The organism is Acinetobacter sp. YH12251 (assembly GCF_013417465.1).
GTDB classification, from domain to species: domain Bacteria; phylum Pseudomonadota; class Gammaproteobacteria; order Pseudomonadales; family Moraxellaceae; genus Acinetobacter; species Acinetobacter amyesii.
Map to the genome: position 1 here is coordinate 172,859 of NZ_VPDZ01000008.1, position 20,955 is coordinate 193,813.

General features: G+C 42.1%; 15 protein-coding genes, 4 tRNA genes and 1 pseudogene. 13 read left to right on the top strand and 7 right to left on the bottom strand.

The genetic code is table 11. The features are described 5' to 3' along the window. Positions 1–95: 95 nt before the first annotated feature. The 6 genes from FTV27_RS09060 to FTV27_RS09085 all read right to left on the bottom strand — a co-directional run bounded on the left by FTV27_RS09060 (position 96) and on the right by FTV27_RS09085 (position 6,327). Positions 96–171 (bottom strand) — tRNA-Lys (locus tag FTV27_RS09060). 262 nt (positions 172–433) lie between these two features. Continuing rightward, a tRNA-Lys gene (locus tag FTV27_RS09065) sits at positions 434–509 on the bottom strand. 49 nt (positions 510–558) lie between these two features. Further along, positions 559–634: transfer RNA gene (locus FTV27_RS09070), tRNA-Lys, on the bottom strand. Between the two features lie 21 nt (positions 635–655). Further along, a tRNA-Lys gene (locus tag FTV27_RS09075) sits at positions 656–731 on the bottom strand. Between the two features lie 140 nt (positions 732–871). Then, positions 872–2,713: a long-chain-acyl-CoA synthetase gene (locus FTV27_RS09080; protein WP_180078109.1), complete on the bottom strand. Its 1,842-nt coding sequence runs from the start codon at positions 2,711–2,713 to the stop codon at positions 872–874. A gap of 185 nt (positions 2,714–2,898) precedes the next feature. After that, complete coding sequence (locus tag FTV27_RS09085; RefSeq protein ID WP_180078111.1) at positions 2,899–6,327, bottom strand: Rne/Rng family ribonuclease; 3,429 nt, start codon at positions 6,325–6,327, stop codon at positions 2,899–2,901. 394 nt (positions 6,328–6,721) lie between these two features. On the opposite strand from FTV27_RS09085, the pseudogene FTV27_RS17350 reads away from it, so the two are divergent. The 8 genes and pseudogenes from FTV27_RS17350 to FTV27_RS09120 all read left to right on the top strand — a co-directional run bounded on the left by FTV27_RS17350 (position 6,722) and on the right by FTV27_RS09120 (position 15,297). Further along, positions 6,722–7,030: pseudogene (locus FTV27_RS17350) on the top strand (hypothetical protein). Positions 7,031–7,085: 55 nt separating this feature from the next. After that, positions 7,086–8,057 (top strand): RluA family pseudouridine synthase, encoded by a 972-nt coding sequence (locus tag FTV27_RS09090; protein ID WP_078189751.1) that lies wholly within the window; start codon positions 7,086–7,088, stop codon positions 8,055–8,057. A gap of 151 nt (positions 8,058–8,208) precedes the next feature. Then, positions 8,209–8,877, top strand: coding sequence for an HAD-IA family hydrolase (locus FTV27_RS09095; protein ID WP_180078113.1), 669 nt, complete (start codon positions 8,209–8,211; stop codon positions 8,875–8,877). 689 nt (positions 8,878–9,566) lie between these two features. Next, complete coding sequence (mhpD, locus tag FTV27_RS09100) at positions 9,567–10,364, top strand: 2-keto-4-pentenoate hydratase (RefSeq protein WP_180078115.1); 798 nt, start codon at positions 9,567–9,569, stop codon at positions 10,362–10,364. Between the two features lie 36 nt (positions 10,365–10,400). Further along, positions 10,401–11,297, top strand: coding sequence for an acetaldehyde dehydrogenase (acetylating) (locus FTV27_RS09105; RefSeq protein WP_180024489.1), 897 nt, complete (start codon positions 10,401–10,403; stop codon positions 11,295–11,297). A gap of 11 nt (positions 11,298–11,308) precedes the next feature. Then, the gene (dmpG, locus tag FTV27_RS09110; protein ID WP_111884105.1) at positions 11,309–12,328 is read left to right on the top strand and encodes a 4-hydroxy-2-oxovalerate aldolase; all 1,020 of its coding nucleotides are present in this window, start codon (positions 11,309–11,311) and stop codon (positions 12,326–12,328) included. Positions 12,329–12,876: 548 nt separating this feature from the next. After that, on the top strand, positions 12,877–14,145 hold the full coding sequence (locus FTV27_RS09115) for an OprD family outer membrane porin (protein WP_180078117.1): 1,269 nt from the start codon (positions 12,877–12,879) through the stop codon (positions 14,143–14,145). A 294-nt stretch (positions 14,146–14,439) separates the two neighbouring features. Continuing rightward, complete coding sequence (locus tag FTV27_RS09120) at positions 14,440–15,297, top strand: alpha/beta fold hydrolase (RefSeq protein WP_078192776.1); 858 nt, start codon at positions 14,440–14,442, stop codon at positions 15,295–15,297. A 406-nt stretch (positions 15,298–15,703) separates the two neighbouring features. Here the strand turns inward: FTV27_RS09120 and hcaR are convergent, their stop codons facing one another. Beyond that, on the bottom strand, positions 15,704–16,609 hold the full coding sequence (hcaR, locus tag FTV27_RS09125) for a DNA-binding transcriptional regulator HcaR (protein ID WP_078192775.1): 906 nt from the start codon (positions 16,607–16,609) through the stop codon (positions 15,704–15,706). Between the two features lie 278 nt (positions 16,610–16,887). Here hcaR and hcaE point away from each other — a divergent pair, with 278 nt between their 5' ends. The 5 genes from hcaE to FTV27_RS09150 all read left to right on the top strand — a co-directional run bounded on the left by hcaE (position 16,888) and on the right by FTV27_RS09150 (position 20,945). After that, positions 16,888–18,255, top strand: a complete 1,368-nt coding sequence (gene hcaE, locus FTV27_RS09130) for a 3-phenylpropionate/cinnamic acid dioxygenase subunit alpha (RefSeq protein WP_078192774.1) — start codon at positions 16,888–16,890, stop codon at positions 18,253–18,255. Further along, positions 18,252–18,770, top strand: coding sequence for a 3-phenylpropionate/cinnamic acid dioxygenase subunit beta (gene hcaF / locus FTV27_RS09135; protein ID WP_067763936.1), 519 nt, complete (start codon positions 18,252–18,254; stop codon positions 18,768–18,770). The genes hcaE and hcaF overlap by 4 nt, the downstream gene beginning before the upstream one ends. Continuing rightward, a complete protein-coding gene (gene hcaC / locus FTV27_RS09140) occupies positions 18,770–19,096 on the top strand; it encodes a 3-phenylpropionate/cinnamic acid dioxygenase ferredoxin subunit (RefSeq protein WP_067763933.1) in 327 nt (108 codons plus the stop codon). Before hcaF ends, hcaC begins: the two co-directional genes overlap by 1 nt. 2 nt (positions 19,097–19,098) lie before the next feature. Continuing rightward, the gene (hcaB, locus tag FTV27_RS09145; RefSeq protein ID WP_078192772.1) at positions 19,099–19,917 is read left to right on the top strand and encodes a 3-phenylpropionate-dihydrodiol/cinnamic acid-dihydrodiol dehydrogenase; all 819 of its coding nucleotides are present in this window, start codon (positions 19,099–19,101) and stop codon (positions 19,915–19,917) included. Positions 19,918–19,982: 65 nt separating this feature from the next. Further along, positions 19,983–20,945 (top strand): 3-carboxyethylcatechol 2,3-dioxygenase, encoded by a 963-nt coding sequence (locus FTV27_RS09150; protein WP_180007135.1) that lies wholly within the window; start codon positions 19,983–19,985, stop codon positions 20,943–20,945. The last annotated feature ends 10 nt before the right edge of the window (positions 20,946–20,955 follow it).

Here is a 20,955-nt window from a genome sequence, read left to right on the forward strand (position 1 = left end):
TGTCGGCGTGAAATTCGTAGTTCTTGGCTAATCGAATGGAACTAGCTTATAAAAAATTGAATTATTAATACGATATAGTTAAGACAAAACAGAATTGGTGGGTTGTGTGGGGTTCGAACCCACGACCAATAGATTAAGAGTCTACTGCTCTACCAACTGAGCTAACAACCCTGAGAAAATTTTAAAAGAGCATTTTAAAATTTTAGCAAGATAAACGAAGCGCGTAGTTTTGAATACTAGGGAATATTTGTTATCTAAAATTTTTCAGGTCAAATACTTCATCTAGCAAGACAAGAATGATACTTCGCAACATCGCTATAGCAAAATTTCGAGAATGGCGAATCAAAACCAGTAATGGTGATGGTTTGTCTTGGTCGGAACCTGCAGGTTTCTTTTTCTTCAACTGCCGGAAGAAAGAAGCCCTAAGAAAGAATGGTGGGTCGTCCGCGACTCGAACGCGGGACCAATAGATTAAAAGTCTACTGCTCTACCAACTGAGCTAACGACCCTTAGGGGGTATGCACAAGATTGTAATCTAAAACTGGAATTTTAGAAAGATGGTGGGTCGTCCGCGACTCGAACGCGGGACCAATAGATTAAAAGTCTACTGCTCTACCAACTGAGCTAACGACCCATCTTGTGGTATCGAAGGGAATGGTGGGTCGTCCGCGACTCGAACGCGGGACCAATAGATTAAAAGTCTACTGCTCTACCAACTGAGCTAACGACCCATTTCGCTTGATGGTGCGTATTGTAGCAAGATCTGCTTCAAGCGCAAGTAAAAAATCATAAACTTGCTTGTGTTTGATTATAAATACAACAAAGTAGCTCATTTTAGCGGATATCTGTCGCTAAAATGAGCGCTATTTGCTTAAAAACGGTATTTATATGCCTGAATATTGGCATAAATTTCAGGAGTTAAATCACAGTAAGCAGTTGCATTTGGCAGCAATACCAATAAACGTTCATCAGTTTGCTGAGGATCAAAAGCTTGTTCTTTCAGCTTGTTTTTTTGGTATTTAAATGTGCCTGTGGTTTCGACTTTTTTCTGTACACGTAAAAATACCGGTACAGCATACGCTGGTAAGCATTTTTTAAATTGTAGAACCATTTCACTACAATCTTGTTCGTTGAGTTCGGCACCATCGGTGAGCGTGATGGCAGCCATACCTGCACGGCCATTGGTATCTGGAATTTCTACGCCATAAACCACAGCTTCAGCAATTATATCGTACTCACTCACCATGTTTTCAACTTCAGTGGTTGAAACGTTTTCACCTTTCCAGCGGAAAGTATCGCCTAGACGGTCGACAAATTGTGCATGACGGAAGCCAATGTCACGAACCAAGTCACCAGTGTTGAAGTATGAATCACCATGCTTGAATACATCTTTCATAATGACGGATTTGTTTTTTTCCGTGTCGGTATAGCCATCAAAAGGTGAGCGACGGGTAATTTTACCGATGAGTAAGCCAACTTCGCCTTTTTTAACTTTAATGCAGCGACCTTTAGCATCATGTACAGCTTCATTTTTTTCTTTATCAAACTGAATAATCGCATAAGGCGTTGGTGAAAAACCAACAGTGTTGTCAAAGTTAAATAGATTACTAAAGCCGACGTTGCCTTCACTTGAAGCATAGAGTTCAAGGACTTCTTCGACCCCAAAGCGTTCTTTAAACTTATCCCAAATGTTTGGTCGCATGCCGTTACCAATCATTTTTTTCACACGATGGCCTTTTTCAAGGTCTGAATGTGGAGCATCCATCAAATAGCGGCAAAGCTCGCCCACATAGCCAATGGCTGATGCATCAAATTTTTGTACATCTTTCCAAAATGAAGAGGTCGAGAACTTGCGACGCAGGGCAAGGGTGGCGCTACCGGCAATCACCCCACACCAACAAACTACAGTGCCTGTAGCGTGATAGAGCGGCAAAGTTACGTACATCACATCATCTTTATTCAGATTAAGGACGTGACCATATGTTCCATAAGCCAAAGTCCAACGGCTGTTGGTGAAAATCACCGCTTTAGGTAAGCCTGTTGTCCCAGAGGTGTAGATATAAAATAGGCCGTCTTTGCCTTTTACACTTGCAGTGGTGGGTGTGTTGAATTTTGGAAATTCATCAATCGCTTCTGCAAGGTTTAAGAAGCCTTTCGGTGCTTGACCAGCATCTACACGAGTGGCTTGATCTGCGAACCAATGTAAACGATCTGCAGCTACACTGAGATCACCACAAATCTCTTCTACGGCTTGGCGGCATTCTTCGCCCACAATTACCGCAATTGGGTTCACTAAGTTGATGCTGTGTGTCAGGACTTTGCCGACTTGTGATGTATTGACCAAAGCACTGGTGACGCCAATTTTGGCTAAAGCCACGATGGTTGCCACGAGTTCAGATCGGTTTTCGATCATCACTGCAATCACATCACCTTTTTTTGCACCGAGTGCAAGGTAATAGTGACCAATTTGATTGGCCCATTCATTTAATTCGTTATAGGTATATTTTTGCTCTTCAAAATAAAGTGCATAACCCTTGGGATTACGCTTTACGGCTTTTTCAAATGCAATTCCCAAGCCTGCGGAAGTATTTGGGGTGCGTAAATAGGCTTGCTTTAGACCACTCAACAGGTTGGGTACTTTGCTAATGAACGCGGGAATTTTTGCTGCAACATCAGCAATCCCAATAAGGTCGTGTTGTGTAGTTTGGCTCATGTGAATCCTATTTATTTTTCGTAATCCGATACGGTCTATTTCTTTGCAATGAAATTTGCAGCAAATTCTACAATTGTCTTTTAATCGTTTCGATCTAGTGCAATCAACCTAATTTGACAAAAGTATCAAAAAAAAACCAGTCACCGAAATGACTGGATTTTTTTATTCACCTGCAAAATAGCAAATTACTGCTCAGTTGCGGTGTTTGCTTTTTTCGGTGGACGACCGCGAGGACGACGAGGGCGTGCAGGTTTTTCACCTTCAGCGGCCGAGTTTTCGTCTACAGGAACCTCAACTTTCTTTTCCGCTTCAACGGCTTGAGCTTTTTCTTCTACTGGTTTAGTAGGAGCTTCAGACACTTCTTCCGTCTTTTCAGGCTGCGCACTCACATCGAGTTCAGCTTGAACGGGTGTCGGTACTTCAGCTTGAACGTGTTCAGGTGCTTCAGTTTGACCTGCAACGTCGGATACATTGGCTTCAACTGTAGCAGCTTTAGCTTCTGCAACTACAGGCGCCTCAATAGCAGTGTCTGCGACAGGCGTAGCTTCCACCTCAGCATGTGCTTTTGCTTGGTCTTGTTTCGCTTGTTCAGCGGCAAGTTTAGCAAGGCGACGACGCTCACGTGGGTCATTAGCAACACGTTTATCTGACACAGGCTTTGGTGGTGTCAAATCCAACATTGGCGCTGGTTCAGCTTCAGGTGCAGCTTTTGTAACTTGAACATCACGAGTGACAGGCTTTTTCTCTACAGCTGCTTCAGCTGCAGGTGCAGTCAAAGTCGCGGCATATTCTTCCGTGAATTTTTGCAATGCACGGTTGAATGTTGGAATTAAGCCAAATTGCTCAATCAGTACTGAGCAGTCTTCACCGTATACATGCTTAATCAAGCTGCTTACAGTGTATTGACCTAGTGTCGGCACTTGAGATGGCGAAATTTTCGGAGCCTGTGCTTGTTGAGCACGAGCTTCACGCTGTTCGCGGCGGCGCTGACGAGGGTCATTGCTTGCACGAGACGGTTTTTGCTGCGCATGCTGTGGTTTATGCGCTGCTTCTTTTGTTTCAGTCGCAGGTTTTTCCACTTTTACTGCTTCAACGACAGCGGCCTTTTCGACCACTGGGGTTTCTACAGGTTTTTCAACTGCTGGAGCAGTATTTAGCGCTACGATTTCGCTTTGAGCTTGATCAACATTTACTACAAGTGCTGTTGGCATCACGTCTTGACGTGGTGCATCAACAACTTCAACTTTAGGTTGACGTTGATTGCGGTTTTCAGATTGTTGCTCAGTTGCAACTTCCTGAGCAATCACTTGCTCGTTCAATACGCTTTGATCGCGGTGGCGATTTGGGCGATTTGGACGTTGTTGGTTGTTGCGGTCACGACGTGGAACAGACTGCGGTTGTTCATTGTTTTGAACATCGTGCTGTACTTGTTCATTGTTATGTTGACGGCGTGAGTTACGACGGTTTTCACGTTGGTCTTGACGGTTGTCTTGGCGCGGTTCTTGACGTTCAGAACGTTGCTCTTGGCGTTCGTTTTGACGTGCTTCGTTATTGCGCTGCTCTTGACGATCTTGACGTGAAGGTTGTAACACTTCTTCATGAACTTGATGCGGTTGAGCTTCTTGTTCACGTGGTTCTTTATGCTTAGTACGCTTTTTGTTGTGACGTTTTTCTTCACGGTCAGCTTTTTCTGAATGGCTGTCACGTTCTTGTTTGTGCACAACAGAAGAAGGCGCAAGGTAAGCATTATTGTCTACGACAACAACAGGCGCTGCCGATGCAGGGGTAATTTGACCAAACTGGCCACGGCTTGCAGCACCGCTATTTACCATTTGTTCAATTGCAGCAGCGGCATTGTTTGCAGTACGCGACTGGTCAACGGTTGCAGCTTGTTTTTGAACAAATAAGTTTTCTAACCATGCACATGGACTAGATGATGCTGCAGGAGCGGCAACTTGTGCAGGTGCTTGTTGAGCAGCAACGGGTTGTTGCTTATTCTTTTTGTGGCCTTTTTCTTGTTGTTGTACAGGTGCTTGTTGCTGAGCAGCAGCGGCCTGTTCTTCACCTAAATGCCACTCAGATGCTTCGTAACCTAATTCTTTTTCGCTAGAACGTGTCGCTTCAGTGCGTTCATAGCTTGTAGGTGCAAAACCTTCAGGGTTATACGAAATTTCGTAATGTGGTGTTTCTAGGTGAGGGTGTGGAAGTACAGTCACACGAACATTTGAAGTTTGTTCAAGATATACAAGGCTGTGACGCTTTTCATTCAATAAGAATGCAGCAATTTCAACAGGCACTTCAACTTGAACTTCACCATGGCGTTCGCGTAGCGCAATTTCTTCCACTTTACGCATAATTGAAAGTGATAAAGAACGTAAGTCACGTACCATACCTGTACCATGACAGCGTGGGCACACATAACCAGTGGCTTCTTCAAGCGATGGACGTAAGCGTTGACGGCTCATTTCCATCAAACCAAAGCGTGACAATTGACCGAATTGGATACGTGCACGGTCACTTTGTGTTGCTTCACGAAGTTTAGCTTCAACCATACGTTGGTTACGGTCTTTGGTCATGTCGATGAAGTCGATCACAACCAAACCACCGATATCACGTAAACGTAATTGGCGAGCGATTTCTTCAGCAGCTTCAAGGTTGGTATTGAGCGCTGTATCTTCTACGTCGCTACCACGTGTTGATTTTGCAGAGTTAATATCAATTGAAACCAATGCTTCAGTTTGGTCAATCACAATTGAACCACCAGAAGGAAGTTTTACTTCACGTTCATAGGCAGTTTGGATTTGACTTTCAATACCAAAATGAGCGAATAACGGTTCATTTAAAGTATAGGTTTTTAATTTGTCGATTTGACGTGGCATCACTGCTTTAACAAAGTTATACGCTTCGTTATACGCTTGCTCAGAGTCAATCAGAATTTCAGCAACATCATCACGTAAATAGTCACGGATCGCACGTGTAACCACACCGGCTTCTTGGTGAACCAACATTGGTGATGGACCTGAACTTGATGTACTTTGGATTTGTGCCCAAAGGTCCAGCAAGTGTTGCAGGTCAAGTTGAAGTTCTTCTTGAGAACGACCAATACCTGCAGTACGTACAATCACGCTCATACCACGAGGGACATTTAAAGACGCCAACATTTCTTTCAATTCTTCACGAACTGAACCTGAAATTTGACGGCTAATACCGCCACCTTTCGGGTTGTTTGGCATCAAGACCAAATAACGACCAGCAAGAGAGATAAATGTAGAAAGGGCAGCACCTTTATTACCACGCTCTTCTTTTTCCACTTGAACCAAAAGCTCAGTGCCTTCAGTGATCAATTCGCGGATGTTTGAAGTTTGGCGAGGATCGGCTTTGTAATAAGAATTAGCTATTTCGCGCATCGACAAGAAACCTTGACGACCTGCACCGTATTCAACAAATACAGCTTCTAAAGACGGCTCTACGCGAGTCACATGACCTTTATAGATATTCGATTTTTTTTGTTCACGGGTACGATTCTCTAAGTCAAAATCGTAAAGACGCTGACCAGTGACAAGTGCAACGCGAATTTCTTCGGCATGTGTTGCATTAATCAACATACGTTTCATGGGTGTAACACCTAATAGTGATACACAGAAGAACATCGCCTGACTCGTAGCGAGCATCAGATAGCATGGATCAAGTTGCACAGATCGAAAAACATCATCTGTGCATGTGTACCGACCTTCTTTGGGTGGGCAACGGTTTTTGATTCACGTATTGATGATGGCAATACGGCTTCAATCTTTTAAACGATTAAAGTCACCTGAACGCGTTTCACTGGCGGACAAACGGTGCATTGGATGTGAGTAACTTTCACTGTCACATTGCTCGAAGAGCATCCATTCATATCTGATAGAGCGTCTTGATACGGAATTATCATCGTACCTTTACAAACTGTGCAGATCCAATGCATCAAACGTTGTGGCCTGAACACGATTTCCAGGGAGCGACTGGTCTGATGTGTATCAGTTTACGTTTAAAAACCAACCTTGGTTGGCACATATTTTTTTGGGGCAAACTGTTTTATGTACCTACGGCACAATTAAACGCAACAGTTTGCAGTTTTGCCGATATAATAAGCCTTCGGCGTCGGCATAATTCTTTTGGGACCTTTCCGAGCTAAATGAGTAATTGCTTGAAAGTTCAATGACAGTAAATACTGAAATGAATCAACTTTTACTCAGTTACGGTGGTTTCCGTGCGCTGACTATATCAAACCTTGCATCATCTGCCTATGGGCTAAGCTTATGTTTCTTGCGAAAAGTATAGCTTAAATGATCAATTTTTAATCAATTTTAGTATTTTTTTAGGTCACAGTAACTGTATGAATTCTACGCAAGAATGGCAAAGCGTCACCTGGTTTGAAGTGGACGAGCATCAGGCGGGTCAACGTATTGATAATTTCCTGTTTAGTCGTCTGAAAGGTGTGCCTAAAAGTCGCATTTATCGTCTGATTCGTGAAAGCCAAGTCCGCGTCAATAAAAAACGCGTCAAAGCGGAAACCAAACTCAATATTGGTGACCAAGTTCGAGTTGCTCCAATTCGTTATGAGCAAAAAGATGAGTCTGCGGTTCCCGTATCGGACAAAGTGGCACAAAGTTTACTGAGCCGTGTGGTGTACGAAGATGAAGGCTTAATGGTGGTAAACAAACCTTCTGGTATTGCTGTTCACGGCGGTAGTGGTGTGGCGTATGGCTTGATCGAAGGCTTACGTGCCGCAACAGGGAAGAAATACCTTGAGCTGATTCACCGAATTGACCGCGACACTTCTGGTTTGGTGATGATTTCGAAAAAACGTAGTGTGTTAAAAAGCCTGCAAGACATGTTACGTGAGCACAAAATCCAAAAAACTTATGCTGCTGTGGTGAAAGGCGTGGTGAGTTTGGATAAGCAGCTCATTGATCAGCCTTTGCATCGTTACGAACTGGCAAATGGCGAGCGTCGTGTTCGTGTATCACCTAAAGAAGGTAAAGAGTCGAAGACGCTGTGGAACGTGAAAGAGCGTTTTATGCATGCCACATTGGTGTATGCGTCTCCACTTTCGGGCCGTACACATCAGATCCGTGTACATGGTTTAAGTATTGGTCATCCATTGGTGGGCGATGAAAAATACGGTCATGAAACTGAATACCGTGGTCCAAAGCCACGTCGTTTATGTCTGCATGCTATGCGTTTAGAAATTCCGGGTTACCAAACCATTGAAGCGCCATTGCCAGAAGATATGCAAAGCCTTGTGGCGCAGCTACGCGCGCAAAAAGCCGACAAAGTGGTGAAGTCTTCAGAAGATGACGAGTAAGTTTTAAATACGAGACTTCTCTCCCTGAGCAGGACTGCTTCGTAAGTTTTCTTTCTCCCTCTCCTCTAAGGAGAGGGCCGGGGTGAGATAAATAAATTGATGCACTCCAGAATCTGAATTACCAAACACTGAATCAAATCTAGGAAAACGTATGAACTCAGCTGTAAAACTAGTCATTTTCGATTGGGATGGCACTTTATTTGATTCTGTGGGTCAAATTGTAGCGAGTTTAAAATTTGCAGCAGATCAATATTCACAGCCGCTGACCGATGCTGATGCGAAAAGTATTATTGGTTTAGGTCTGCCGGAAGTCGCACAGCGGTTATTTCCGACGGTTCCCGAATTACACAGCGACATTTTGCAAAGTTATGCCGATCACTATGTGGCACATTCCAAAGGTGATATATGGTTTGAAGGTGTGGCTGATATGTTGCAGGAATTACGTGATGCCGGTCTACAATTGGCTGTTGCAACGGGGAAAAGCCGTAAAGGTCTAGACCGTGTTTTGGCTCAAACGCAAAGTCATGAGCTATTTTGTGCGACCCGAGCAGCCAGTGAAACCAAATCTAAGCCAGATCCATTAATGTTGGCAGAAATTTTGGCGGAAACAGGGCTGCGTCCTGATCAAGCCATTATGGTCGGTGACACATCTTATGATTTAGAAATGGCCCTCAATATTCAGATGCCACGTGTAGGCGTGAGCTATGGAGTGCATACTGTAGAAACACTCCAGTATTTTCAACCCTTACATATTGCACATAGCGTAGGTGATTTGACTGAATTTCTACTAGAACACGTGAAATTACGTCTAGCTGTATAGTTTTAGATACAAACGAGTAAAAAGGGTGAAATTTGTTTTCACCTTTTTTGTTACCAAATGAATAGTAATGCAAGCTCTACTTGTTGAAATGAGTAAATTCAATTATTTAAAAAAGTAATAACACTAGATTTTTCTACAATAACAAGCAGTCTTCTAGCAAATTTACCTTAAAAAGTTGAGCGCAACTATTTGGCCTTTTACCACAAGCTGGAATAGCTTTTTTGTTTGAATTTTTGGTTTTATCTTATTGTTGTTTATTGATTTATTTTTAAATTTTCAATTTATTAAACTAAATCAGATGAAATTAAACACCTATGCGTAAAAGTTGGCCTGACGCTAAAATAATCTTTTAATCTTATCTTTTAGTCGTATAAGCCAAGTTTTTTAGTAGAGATTCAGATTTAAGGGCGAAAAAAATAGTGAATTTTATTTAATTATTTTGACTTAAGTTTTTGAATATTAATAATAAATAATGATTAATTTATAGCTAATAGCTATAGTCATAAATAAAATAAGTATTGGTATTCACTTTATAAAATCTCGATGCTAAATGCATCTAAACATAACGTGTAGTATGTCAAGTGAAATGCTTTAGGCGAATCCTGACATGACTTTCATCACTTTGATTTTGATGGTGATCGGGATGAAACACGTTGTGCATCCAATTTTTGCAGTTTAAGGAAACATTGATGTCGAATTCTGCTGTTGTTGAATCAGTTGCGCAAGCATTACGCGATGCGGAAGTAAATCAGGCTGCGATTGCACCGATCCGTCCACAACTTGGTGGTGATAGTGCTGATGTAGATATTGCTTATGCCGTTCAAGAAGTGAATACCAAACGTGCGGTGGCAGAAGGTCGTCGCCTTGTAGGTCGTAAAATTGGCTTAACTTCAAAAGTTGTACAAGCGCAGTTAGGCGTTGATCAACCTGACTTCGGTATGTTGTTTGCTGACATGGCGTATGGCGATGGTGAAGAAATCCCTGCTGGTTTATTGATTCAGCCAAAAGTTGAAGCAGAAATTGCTTTGGTGATTAACCAAGATTTGACCAAAGAAAAACACACCTATGCAGACATTATTAGTGCAACTGAATATGCACTGCCTGCAATTGAAGTGGTCGATAGTCGTATCGAAAACTGGAAAATCTCGTTGATTGATACTGTGGCAGATAACGCATCTTCAGCAGGTTTTGTACTGGGTTCTAAGCCTGTAAAACTTGCAGATCTTGACCTTGTAAATTGCAAAATGGTCATGACTCGTGGTGAAGAAGTGGTTTCACAAGGTGTGGGTAAAGCGTGTCTTTCTAACCCATTAAATGCAGCAGTGTGGTTGGCTGACGAAATGGTTCGTCGTGGTCGTCCATTGCTTGCAGGTGACATCGTATTGACCGGTGCCTTAGGCCCAATGGTTGTGGCAAATCCTGGTGATGAATTCAAAGTTGAAATTGAAGGCTTTGGTTCTGTGACTGCAGCATTTGCAGCGAAATAAGCTTGGGTTTTACGGAATTTTTAAGAGTACACATTCATGAAAAAGATTAAATGTGCATTGATCGGTCCAGGGAACATTGGTACTGACTTGCTTTACAAACTTCAACGCAGCGAATTTTTAGAACCAGTATGGATGGTTGGTATTGACCCGACGTCTGAAGGTTTGGCTCGCGCTGCTAAAATGGGTTTAAAAACCACTGCTGAAGGCGTAGATGGTTTACTTCCACACGTAATTGAAGACGACATTAAAATCGCATTTGATGCAACTTCTGCCTATGTTCATGCTGAAAACAGCCGTAAATTGAATGAACTTGGCGTGTTAATGATTGACTTAACACCTGCTGCAATCGGTCCATTCTGCGTACCACCAGTAAACTTAGAAGCGTTATTGGATGCCGGTGAAGTTCCGAACGTCAATATGGTGACATGTGGTGGTCAGGCAACGATTCCTATGGTTGCTGCGATTTCACGAGTTCAGCCTGTTGAATATGGCGAAATCATTGCAACAGTATCAACAAAATCTGTGGGTCCAGGTACACGTAAAAACATTGATGAATTTACTCGTACGACTGCTGGCGCTATTGAAAAAGTGGGCGGTGCGAAACAAGGTAAAGCGATCATCATCATTAACCCTGCTGAGCCACCACTGATGATGCGTGATACTGTTCACTGTCTTGTTGAAGGTGAACCAGATCAAGCAGCAATCACTGAATCTGTACATGCGATGATTCTTGAAGTTCAAAAATATGTACCAGGTTACAAACTTGTAAATGGTCCTGTATTTGACGGTAACCGTGTTTCAATCTTCTTAGAAGTTGAAGGTTTAGGTGATTATCTTCCTAAATATGCAGGTAACCTCGACATTATGACTGCGGCAGCTGCACGTACTGCAGAAATGTTTGCAGAACGCGTATTAAACACTGCTGAAGCTTAAGGAATACCAAAATGTCTAAGATTATTATTAATGATATGACTTTACGTGATGGTATGCATCCTATGCGCCATCAAACTACACCTGAACAAATGGTTGCCATTGCAACTGCTTTGGATGATGCAGGTGTACCTTTAATCGAAGTTACGCATGGTGACGGCTTAGGCGGTAACTCTGTGAACTATGGTTTTGCAGCAGCAACCGATGAAGAATACCTAAAAGCGGTGATTCCAAACCTGAAACAGGCGAAAGTATCTGCACTTTTACTTCCTGGTATTGGTACGGTTGACCATTTGAAAATGGCACATGATGTTGGTGTAGCAACCATTCGTGTTGCAACGCACTCAACTGAAGCTGACGTTTCTGAACAGCACATTACTGCTGCACGTAAACTTGGCATGGACACTGTGGGCTTCTTGATGATGGCGCACATGGCAACTCCTGAAAAACTTTTGGAAGAAGCCAGCAAAATGGTGTCATACGGTGCAAACTGTATTTATGTGACTGACTCTGCTGGTTATATGTTGCCTCAAGACGTGACTGACCGCGTGGGTATTTTACGTGCCAACCTGGCTTCAGAGATCGAAATCGGTTTCCACGGTCACCATAACTTAGGTATGGGTGTTGCGAACTCTGTTTCAGCGGTTCAAGCTGGTGCAACGCGTGTCGATTTAGCTTCTGCAGGTTTAGGTGCAGGTGCAGGTAATACTCCACTTGAATTGTTTGTTGCGGTTGCCAACCGTATGCAAATGGAGACAGGTGTGGACTTGTTTAAAGTTCAAGATGTTGCGGAAGATTTAATCATTCCAATGATGACACATCAGATCCGTGCTGACCGTGATGCAGCAACTTTAGGTTATGCCGGTGTTTACTCATCATTCTTGTTATTCGCGAAACGTGCTGAAGCGAAATATGGCGTTTCTGCGCGTGAAATTCTTCTTGAGCTTGGTCGTCGTGGTACTGTTGGTGGTCAAGAAGATATGATCGAAGATTTGGCATTGACCATGTCTAAAGCAAAAGAAGCCAATGCTTAATTTGCTTTAAATCAAAAAGCGCCCGAAATGGGCGCTTTTTTTATGTCTGAAGTGGCTGTGTTGGTTTGAGATGGGCTTGAGATTACGTTGAGATTGATTTGAGGCATGAAAAGTGGATTGAAATAAGAAATATCTTACGAACCAATGGCTGATTTCGAGCAGCCATAGTAGTAAAATTTAACTTTAAGCTGTTGATGATTATATAAATTAAATATTATGTGATAGCTAAATTTTATAACTTAAATAAGGATAAATCTCAGTAGAAAACTTTGATTAAACTTAAAAGCAATTAATACAGCGTATGTAATTGCGAAAAATAAAAAACTTTAAATTTTACGTTAATAAAACATGGGGTTAATTTAATCAGTCGTTCTAAATGATAAAAAAGAGTTATTGTTTTAATCTCTAAGGAAAATAAGCAGAAATAGCTTCCAAAGTTCAAGTTGTACAAAAGCCTGATAAACCTTAATACTGTAGTCGGATTTTTTTCCAAGGTATTGTTGAGCATGATGGTGCCATAGCTTAATTTGATTACTGGGAAATAAGCCATGCGTCGTCAAAATTTATGGATAGCAATTCTTGCTGCGACAGCAACATTAGGAACATCTGCAACTTATGCGGACTTTGTTGACGACAGCCAAGTACAATTGAAATTTAAAAACTTCTACTTAGACCGTCAAATTAAAGAAAATCCGGCGGGTAATTGGGGTTCATGGTCACAGGGTGTGACTTTGGATGCCAAGTCAGGGTATCAAGATATTGGTGCAGGTATTCAAGTGGGTGCTGACCTTTTGGTTCAACATGCATTTAAACTTAATGCACGTGATAAAAACCCAGACTGGATCTTGCCGCACGATGGTAAAGAATCAAAAGATAACTTTGGTAAAGTGGGCGTGACCCTGAAAGCCAAAGTATCTGAAACTGAGTTGAAAGTGGGTGAGTTATTACCAGTTTCTCCAGTGTTGGTTTTCGATCCATCACGTCAGTTAATGACGACTTATAGCGGTGCATGGTTAGAATCGAAAGAGATTAAAGATACTAAGTTAACTTTGGCATACATTGACGGGATCAATAACCGTTATGACAACCAATTCCGTGATTTATCAATGTTCGCTCCAGGTAAAAGATTACCAGATGGCACCGTGGGCCATTATGATCTTGGGCCAACTTCTGATGGAATGTATATTGCGGGTATTGACCATCAATTTACACCTGAAATTGGTGGTAGCTATTGGTATGCCGATGTTCAAGACATTTACACACAGCAATATGTCGGCGCGAACTATAAAACTAAGTTAGGTGACAAAGCCAAACTGGATAGCCATATCCGTTACTTCGATAACTCGGATTCGGGTGACAAACTATATGGCGAAATTGATAACCAAGCGTTATCGGTTGGTGCGAAAGTGAATTACGGTTCGCATACCTTTGGTTTGGGTTATCAACAAATGTTTGGTGATAATGCATTCCCAACACTGGGTGGATGGGTGCCGCAGCCGTACTTAGTCAACTGGGGTATAGCAACATTTACTGCAAAAAATGAAAAATCATGGGGCTTTACTTATGGCTATGATTTCTCAGAAATGGGTGTGAAAGGCTTAAATACAACTGCTGTGTATTTCACAGGTTCAGATGCAGAAATTGCTGGTCTTAAAGATCAGAAGTCAGATGAATTGAACTTAATTGTGAACTACACCGTGCCTGAAGGTAAGTTGAAGGGCTTAGGCTTCCAGGCAATGTATATCGATGCCGATTTCGATTACAAATCTGACTTGCAAGAGTACCGTGTCGCGACAACTTATACCTATAAGTTCTAATTTCTCAGGATAAAAAAGAGGGAAGTGGATTCATTGCTTCCCTTTTTATTCGCTAGGCTATTCAAAAAAGAAATACCTCAAAGATTTTATGGGTATATTATTGAGTTATATATTTAAAAAACAATAACTTAAATTATAGTCTATTTGTTGTTTGTGATCGTAAATATGTATCAGTTAGCAGTGGCTGAACAGGTAATATGAGACTGTAAAAACCATAAAATCCAAAAGAGTCCCCCTTGTGTTTAAATCCGTTATGGATTGAAACATAAGCTCTACGCAATACGAGGAGCATGTATGAGCACTGTTCAGATTCCTGACTATACAACTGATTCATTCTTTGGTTTAGAAGATAAATGGATTGAAACTGCTGAAGGCGAATTAACGCATTACCACGAAGTGGGTGAAGGTACACCAATTCTATTTTTACACGGTTCAGGTACAGGTGTATCTGCTGCTGCAAACTGGTGGTTAAACCTTCCACAAATTGGTGAACAAGCACGTTGTATCGCTATCGATACGATTGGCTATGGTCAAACTGTTGTTGCACCGAATACTGCTTATGGTATCCGTGCTTGGGTTGATCACGCTGTACGTACGTTAGATGCCCTAGGTATTGAAAAAACTTGGTTAGTGGGTAACTCACTCGGTGGCTGGTTAGCATTCCAAATGGCTTTGGACTATCCAGAACGTGTATTGGGTATCGTGTCTATGGGTACAGGCGGCGCGAAACAAACTGCAGCACTTAAAGCACATGCGAACCCTGTATTAACTGAAGAAGGCATCAAGAAAACCTTGTCTATGTTTGTTGTAAACAAAGACTTGATTACTGATGAATTAGTAAAAGTACGTTTTGCATCTGCTGCAAATGACTATGCATCAAATCGTTTGATGGATGTTGTTGGCGCACGCGACCGTGACCGTTTCGAATTCCCATTAGATTTTGAAAAAATGAAAGACATTACTGTGCCAGTATTGTTGATTCACGGTGTACAAGACGTGGTGATTCCTGTATCTCGTACGTGGGATATTTTGAATACCGTTCCTCATGCTGATGCGCATATTTTCAGCCAATGTGGCCACTGGTCTCAAGTTGAAAAAGCAGAAGAATTCAACACCGTGATTAAAGATTATTTAAAAGCGCGTGGTGTGTAATTTCTTGTCACTGACATGAAATTCAAAAAAAGGATGGTTTTGCCATCCTTTTTTTTATATAAATCTTTTGAAAGAAATACTTTAAATGAGTATTATTCTCATTAAAAGGTCGACAGTGTACGGTCTAAATCAGTAAAAAGGCATAAAATAAGCTCATCTAAATGGTTGGGGAAGGGGAATTATTTATTAGACTTAAGTTGTAAATCGGCTATTCTTAGCAATTTTTATCAATGTCTAAACTAAAATTTATAAGTTATTTTCCATCAAATCGATATGCATGATAGATAAAATGCGTCGATTAAAACATTTAAACGATTAAAAAAGCGACTTTTTAGCCATAAAAAAAGCACCATTATTTATTTCAAAAATAATGGTGCTATATCTATAAATTATGACTTGGCGAAAATTAACGCTGTTCGCGATTGATATCGAGATAAAAAACTTTGGTTAGCAGTTCAAGGAATTTATCTACAGCCACAGAACTCGCCGTTTTTCGGTAACTTACGTACAGGTCTAGATACGGTAATTCGACATCTAAAGGACGAATCACAGTATTGTTCATGGTCAATGGCGCGATGTATCCCGGTAGGATCGTGCAGCCTAAACCCATGCCGATGGAGTTAATGTTAAACAGGATATTGTCGGCTTTTTGCACGATATTAAATTGAACGCCATGGTTAGAAGCAAAGTCTAAAATGGCTTCATGCAATGTGCCTGATTGCTCGCGTGCAGGAATGATAAAATCAATACCATTCAATGCTTTAACTGGAATACGTTCGTACTTCGCTAAAGGGTGATCTTTGGGTAAAATAAAGATCAATGGTTCACGTAATACAAACTGACTTTCAATTTCGTCGCTATGAAAGTTATTGCGAGTAAAAGTGATATCTAGTTCACCTTTTTGCAGCAATTTCATCTGATCGCGATTATTTAAACTAAGTAATTCAATTTTGAGTTCTGGGTTTTGAACACGTAGATTAGGCAGTACATAAGGGAAGATTTTCATCTCTGCGACAGGCACAAAACCAATGCGCAGCATCTGTTGCTTGGCTTGTGAAACCTGACGTGCCATCGCTACGGCCTTGTCTGCTTGAGCTAGTGTCAAACGTGCTTGTTCTAGAAATACGGCACCTTCTTCTGTGAGCTCAACTTTGCGTTTAGTCCGGTGCAACAATTTTACGCCGACATCTTCTTCAAGATCTTTAATTTGTTGGCTTAAAGAAGGTTGAGCAGTATAAAGTTTTAACGCAGCTTTACTGAAATTGAGTTCTTCAGCAACAGTAATGAAGTAGCGTAAGTGTCGTAATTCCATATAATCAACCCGTGGAGTAATCCAAAAAATGTCTTACTTAGAAGTTCGTTCAGTATAATCTATAAACAACTATTGCGTGAGGATTATTTTGCCATTCACGAAATAAATGGTGTTCTCGGTAATTTAAAAAAAATACTATAAAAAAAATCTACCGTAATAATCCATAAAATCTCTTAATTAAAACAAAATAAATATTTCCCGAATATCGCTCTAAAATCCATCATCGTTGAAAAGTTGAGTCTATTACTTTGTGCCTTATGGTCACAGGAGAGCTTTTCATGAGTGGAAAAATTGATGTGCGCGAAATCGATGCTTTAGTCGATGCACAAAATGGACGTATCACGCCATCTATCTATACAGATCCAGACATCTACGAACTTGAATTAGAACGTGTGTTCGGTCGTACATGGTTATTCCTATGCCATGAGAGCCAAATTCCTAAAGCTGGCGATTTCTTCAATACCTATATGGGTGAAGATCCAATCATCGTGGCACGTCAAAAAGATGGCTCAATCAAAGCATTCTTAAACCAATGTCGTCACCGCTCTATGCGTGTGAGCTTCGCGGACTGTGGTAATACACGTGCGTTCACTTGCCCATACCACGGCTGGTCATACGGTATTGACGGTTCTCTAAAAGATATCCCGCTTGAAGATCGTGCTTACCCACATGGTGCATGTAAAGAGCAATGGGGTCTGGTAGAAGTTAACCGCGTTAAATCATACAAAGGCTTAGTATTCGGCTGCTGGGATGAAACAACTCCAGATCTAGAAGAATACATGGGCGATATCGCTTGGTACCTGGACGGCGTTGTAGACCGTCGTGAAGGTGGTACTGTGATCGTTGGTGGTGTACACAAATGGGAAATCGACTGTAACTGGAAATTTGCAGCTGAACAGTTCGCTTCTGACCAATACCACGCGTTGTTCTCTCATGCATCTGCGATTCAGGTGCTTGGTGCTAAACCAGATGATGAATCTTCTAAGAAATTAGGTGCTGCACAAACTGCCCGTCCAGTTTGGGAAACTGCCAAAGACGCGATCCAATACGGTTCACGTGGTCACGGTTCAGGCTTCTTCTTCACTGAGAAACCAGACGCAAACGTATGGGTGGATGGTGAAGTAGCAAACTACTTCCGTGAAACGTATGAAGAAGTGAAAGAACGCCTAGGTGAAACTCGTGCACTGCGTCTTGCTGGTCACAACACTATGTTCCCAACACTATCTTGGTTGAACGGTACTGCAACGCTTCGTGTATGGCACCCACGTGGTCCAAACAAAACTGAAGTATGGGCATTCTGTATCTGTGATGCGGACGCGCCAGAAGATGTACAAGCAGCATTTGAACGTTCTGCAACACGTGCCTTCGGTCCTGCTGGTTTCCTAGAGCAAGATGACTCTGAAAACTGGATTGAAATTCAAAAAGTTTTACGTGGTTATAAAGCCCGTCAAAACAAATTAATTATGGAAATGGGTAAAGGTAACGAGAAAGTACGTGAAGATGGTATCCCTGGTATCACCAACTACATTTTCTCAGAAACAGCTGCACGAGGTATGTACCGTCGTTGGGCTGACCTATTGATTCATGAAAAATGGGAAGACGTTGAAGCTGCGGCTGACGAATATGAGAAGGAGCTTATGAAATGAGTCAAATTAGTTTAGAACTCCATCACCAAATTAGTCAGTTTCTTTATCGTGAAGCAAAATTGCTGGACGATTGGAAGTTCCGTGATTGGTTAGCTGTATTAGCGGAAGATATTTCTTATACGCTACGCACAACACCAAACGCGCAAACACGTGACCGTCGTCGTTCGATTGAGCCGCCAACAACTTGGGTATTTAACGATACTAAAGATTTGTTGGAACGCCGTGTAGCTCGTTTAGAGACAGGTATGGCTTGGGCTGAAGAACCTCCTTCACGTACAACACACATGGTTTCAAATGTGATTGTTGAAGCGACTGAAGTTGAAGGCGAATACGACGTTTACGTAACGTACTTGTTGTACCGCACCCAGAAAGAGAAAGATGTAACAATCTACTGTGGTAAGCGTCACGACAAGATCCGCAAAGTTGACACTGAGCAAGGTTTCGAAATCTTCAACCGTAAGATTACCCTTGATCAGGTGACTTACAACTCACATAACCTGAGCGTGTTCTTCTAATGAATAAGATTTTTGTTTGCCAAGTTGACGAATTAGACGAAGGCGAAGCATTGAAAGTAGATTGCGGCGTTAACGGTATCGATGCGCTTGCAGTATTCAACAACAATGGCGAATTTTTCGCGATGAACGACCGTTGTTCACATGGTAATGCTTCAATGTCTGAAGGTTACCTTGAAGATGATGGCACTGTTGAATGTCCACTTCATTCGGCTCGATTCTGTTTGAAAACTGGTCAAGCATTATGCTTACCAGCAACAGATCCTATCAAGACATTCCCTGTGATTGTTGAAGATGGTGCTTTATACGTAGAGATGGCAGGAGAGTAATCATGGGTTGGCTACAAGGCGAAGTTGCACTTATTACCGGTGGTGGTTCAGGCTTAGGCTGGGCATTGGTTGAACGTTTCTTAGAAGAAGGTGCACAAGTTGCTGTTCTTCAACGTTCTCAATCGAAAGTTGATGCATTGAAAGAACATTTTGGTGACCGCGTGCTTGCGATCGCAGGAGATGTAGCCAGCTATGAGGATAATGTTCGTGCAGTTCAAGCAACTGTAGAACATTATGGCAAACTTGACTGTTTCGTCGGAAACGCAGGTATCTGGGATCATTACGCAGATATCGTCAATACATCGGGTGAACAGCTGGAAAAAGCTTTTGATGAGATTATGGGTATTAACACCAAATCTCTCATCTTAGGTGCCAAAGCTGCACTTGATGCATTGATAGCTTCGGAAGGTTCTATCATATTTACTTTGTCTAACTCAGCACTGTATTCGGCAGGCGGAGGCCCTGTATACACAGCGTCTAAGCATGCTGGCGTTGGGATTATGAAAGAATTAGCCTACGAGCTTGCGCCTAAAGTACGAGTGAACGCTGTTGCTCCGTCGGGTATGAATGTCAACATCAAAGGCGCTGCGTCTTTAGGCCAAGAAAACCTCGGTCTACTCGATGCACGTGATCCTGAGAAGATTGCACGCGGCATGCCGCTCAATTTCTTACCCGAACCTGAAGATATGACTGGTTCATACGTGTTATTGGCTTCTCGTCAAAACAACCGCCCATTAACTGGTGTTTTAATTAATGCTGAATGTGGTCTGGGTATCCGTGGTTTACGTCAACCACGTGCTGGCTTCTTTGACGAGATTTAATTCGCCAAATACGTAAAGGACTTACTCGGCAGCCGTCTTGGCTGCCTTCCGTTTAGGAGTCACCCATGGCCGTTAAACTTATTTGTGCATCGCACAGTCCCCTAATGGAATTCGCTTCTCCGCAAGAGAAATACAAAGAGGAAAAAGTTCGCGAAACTTTTGCCAAACTTGCTAAAGAAGTTGAAGACTATAATCCAACATTGATCATTACTTTTGGTCCAGACCATTTCAATGGTTTCTTCTATGACCTCATGCCATCTTTCTGCGTCGGTATTCGTGCCAAAGCAGCAGGTGATTGGGATTATGGTAAAGACAATGACCACATCAATGTGCCTGAAGAAACAGCAATCAGTCTGGTTCGTCGCGTATTGGATGAAGGTGTCGATGTTGCATACTCTTATCGTATGCAGGCAGACCACGGTGTGACTCAACCATTACATTTCCTTTGTGGTGGCAAGCTTGATCGTTATCCAACGATTCCAATTTTTATCAATGGTGCAGCTGCGCCGATGCCAACAACCAAGCGTACAGTCGCTTTGGGTCGTGCAGTCGGTCAGTTCATTAAATCATTGAACTTAGAAAATGAACGTGTACTTGTTTTGGGTACAGGTGGTTTGTCTCATGATCCACCAACGCCGCAAATGGGTTCAGTTCCACCAGAAGTGGAAGAGTTCCTGATTGCAGGTCGTAACCCAACTGAAGAGGCACGTAATACACGTCAAGGCAAAATCATTGCTGTCGGTCAAAAACTCGCAGCGGGTGATACTTCTGTCGCAGTGCCTTTAAACCCAGAATGGGATCGTGCATTGCTTGATACTTTCGCCAAAGCTGACTTTGCTGCCATTGAAGCGATGACTGAAGCTGAAATTCGTGTTGAAGGCGGTCGTGGCGGTCAAGAAGTTCGTTCTTGGATGGCTGCTTTTGCTGCACTACATGAAGTGGGCGAATACGACATGACAACACATTGCTACGAAGATATTAGTGAGTGGATTGCGGGCTTCGGCATCGTATCTGCAGAATTGAAATAAGGAACAAACC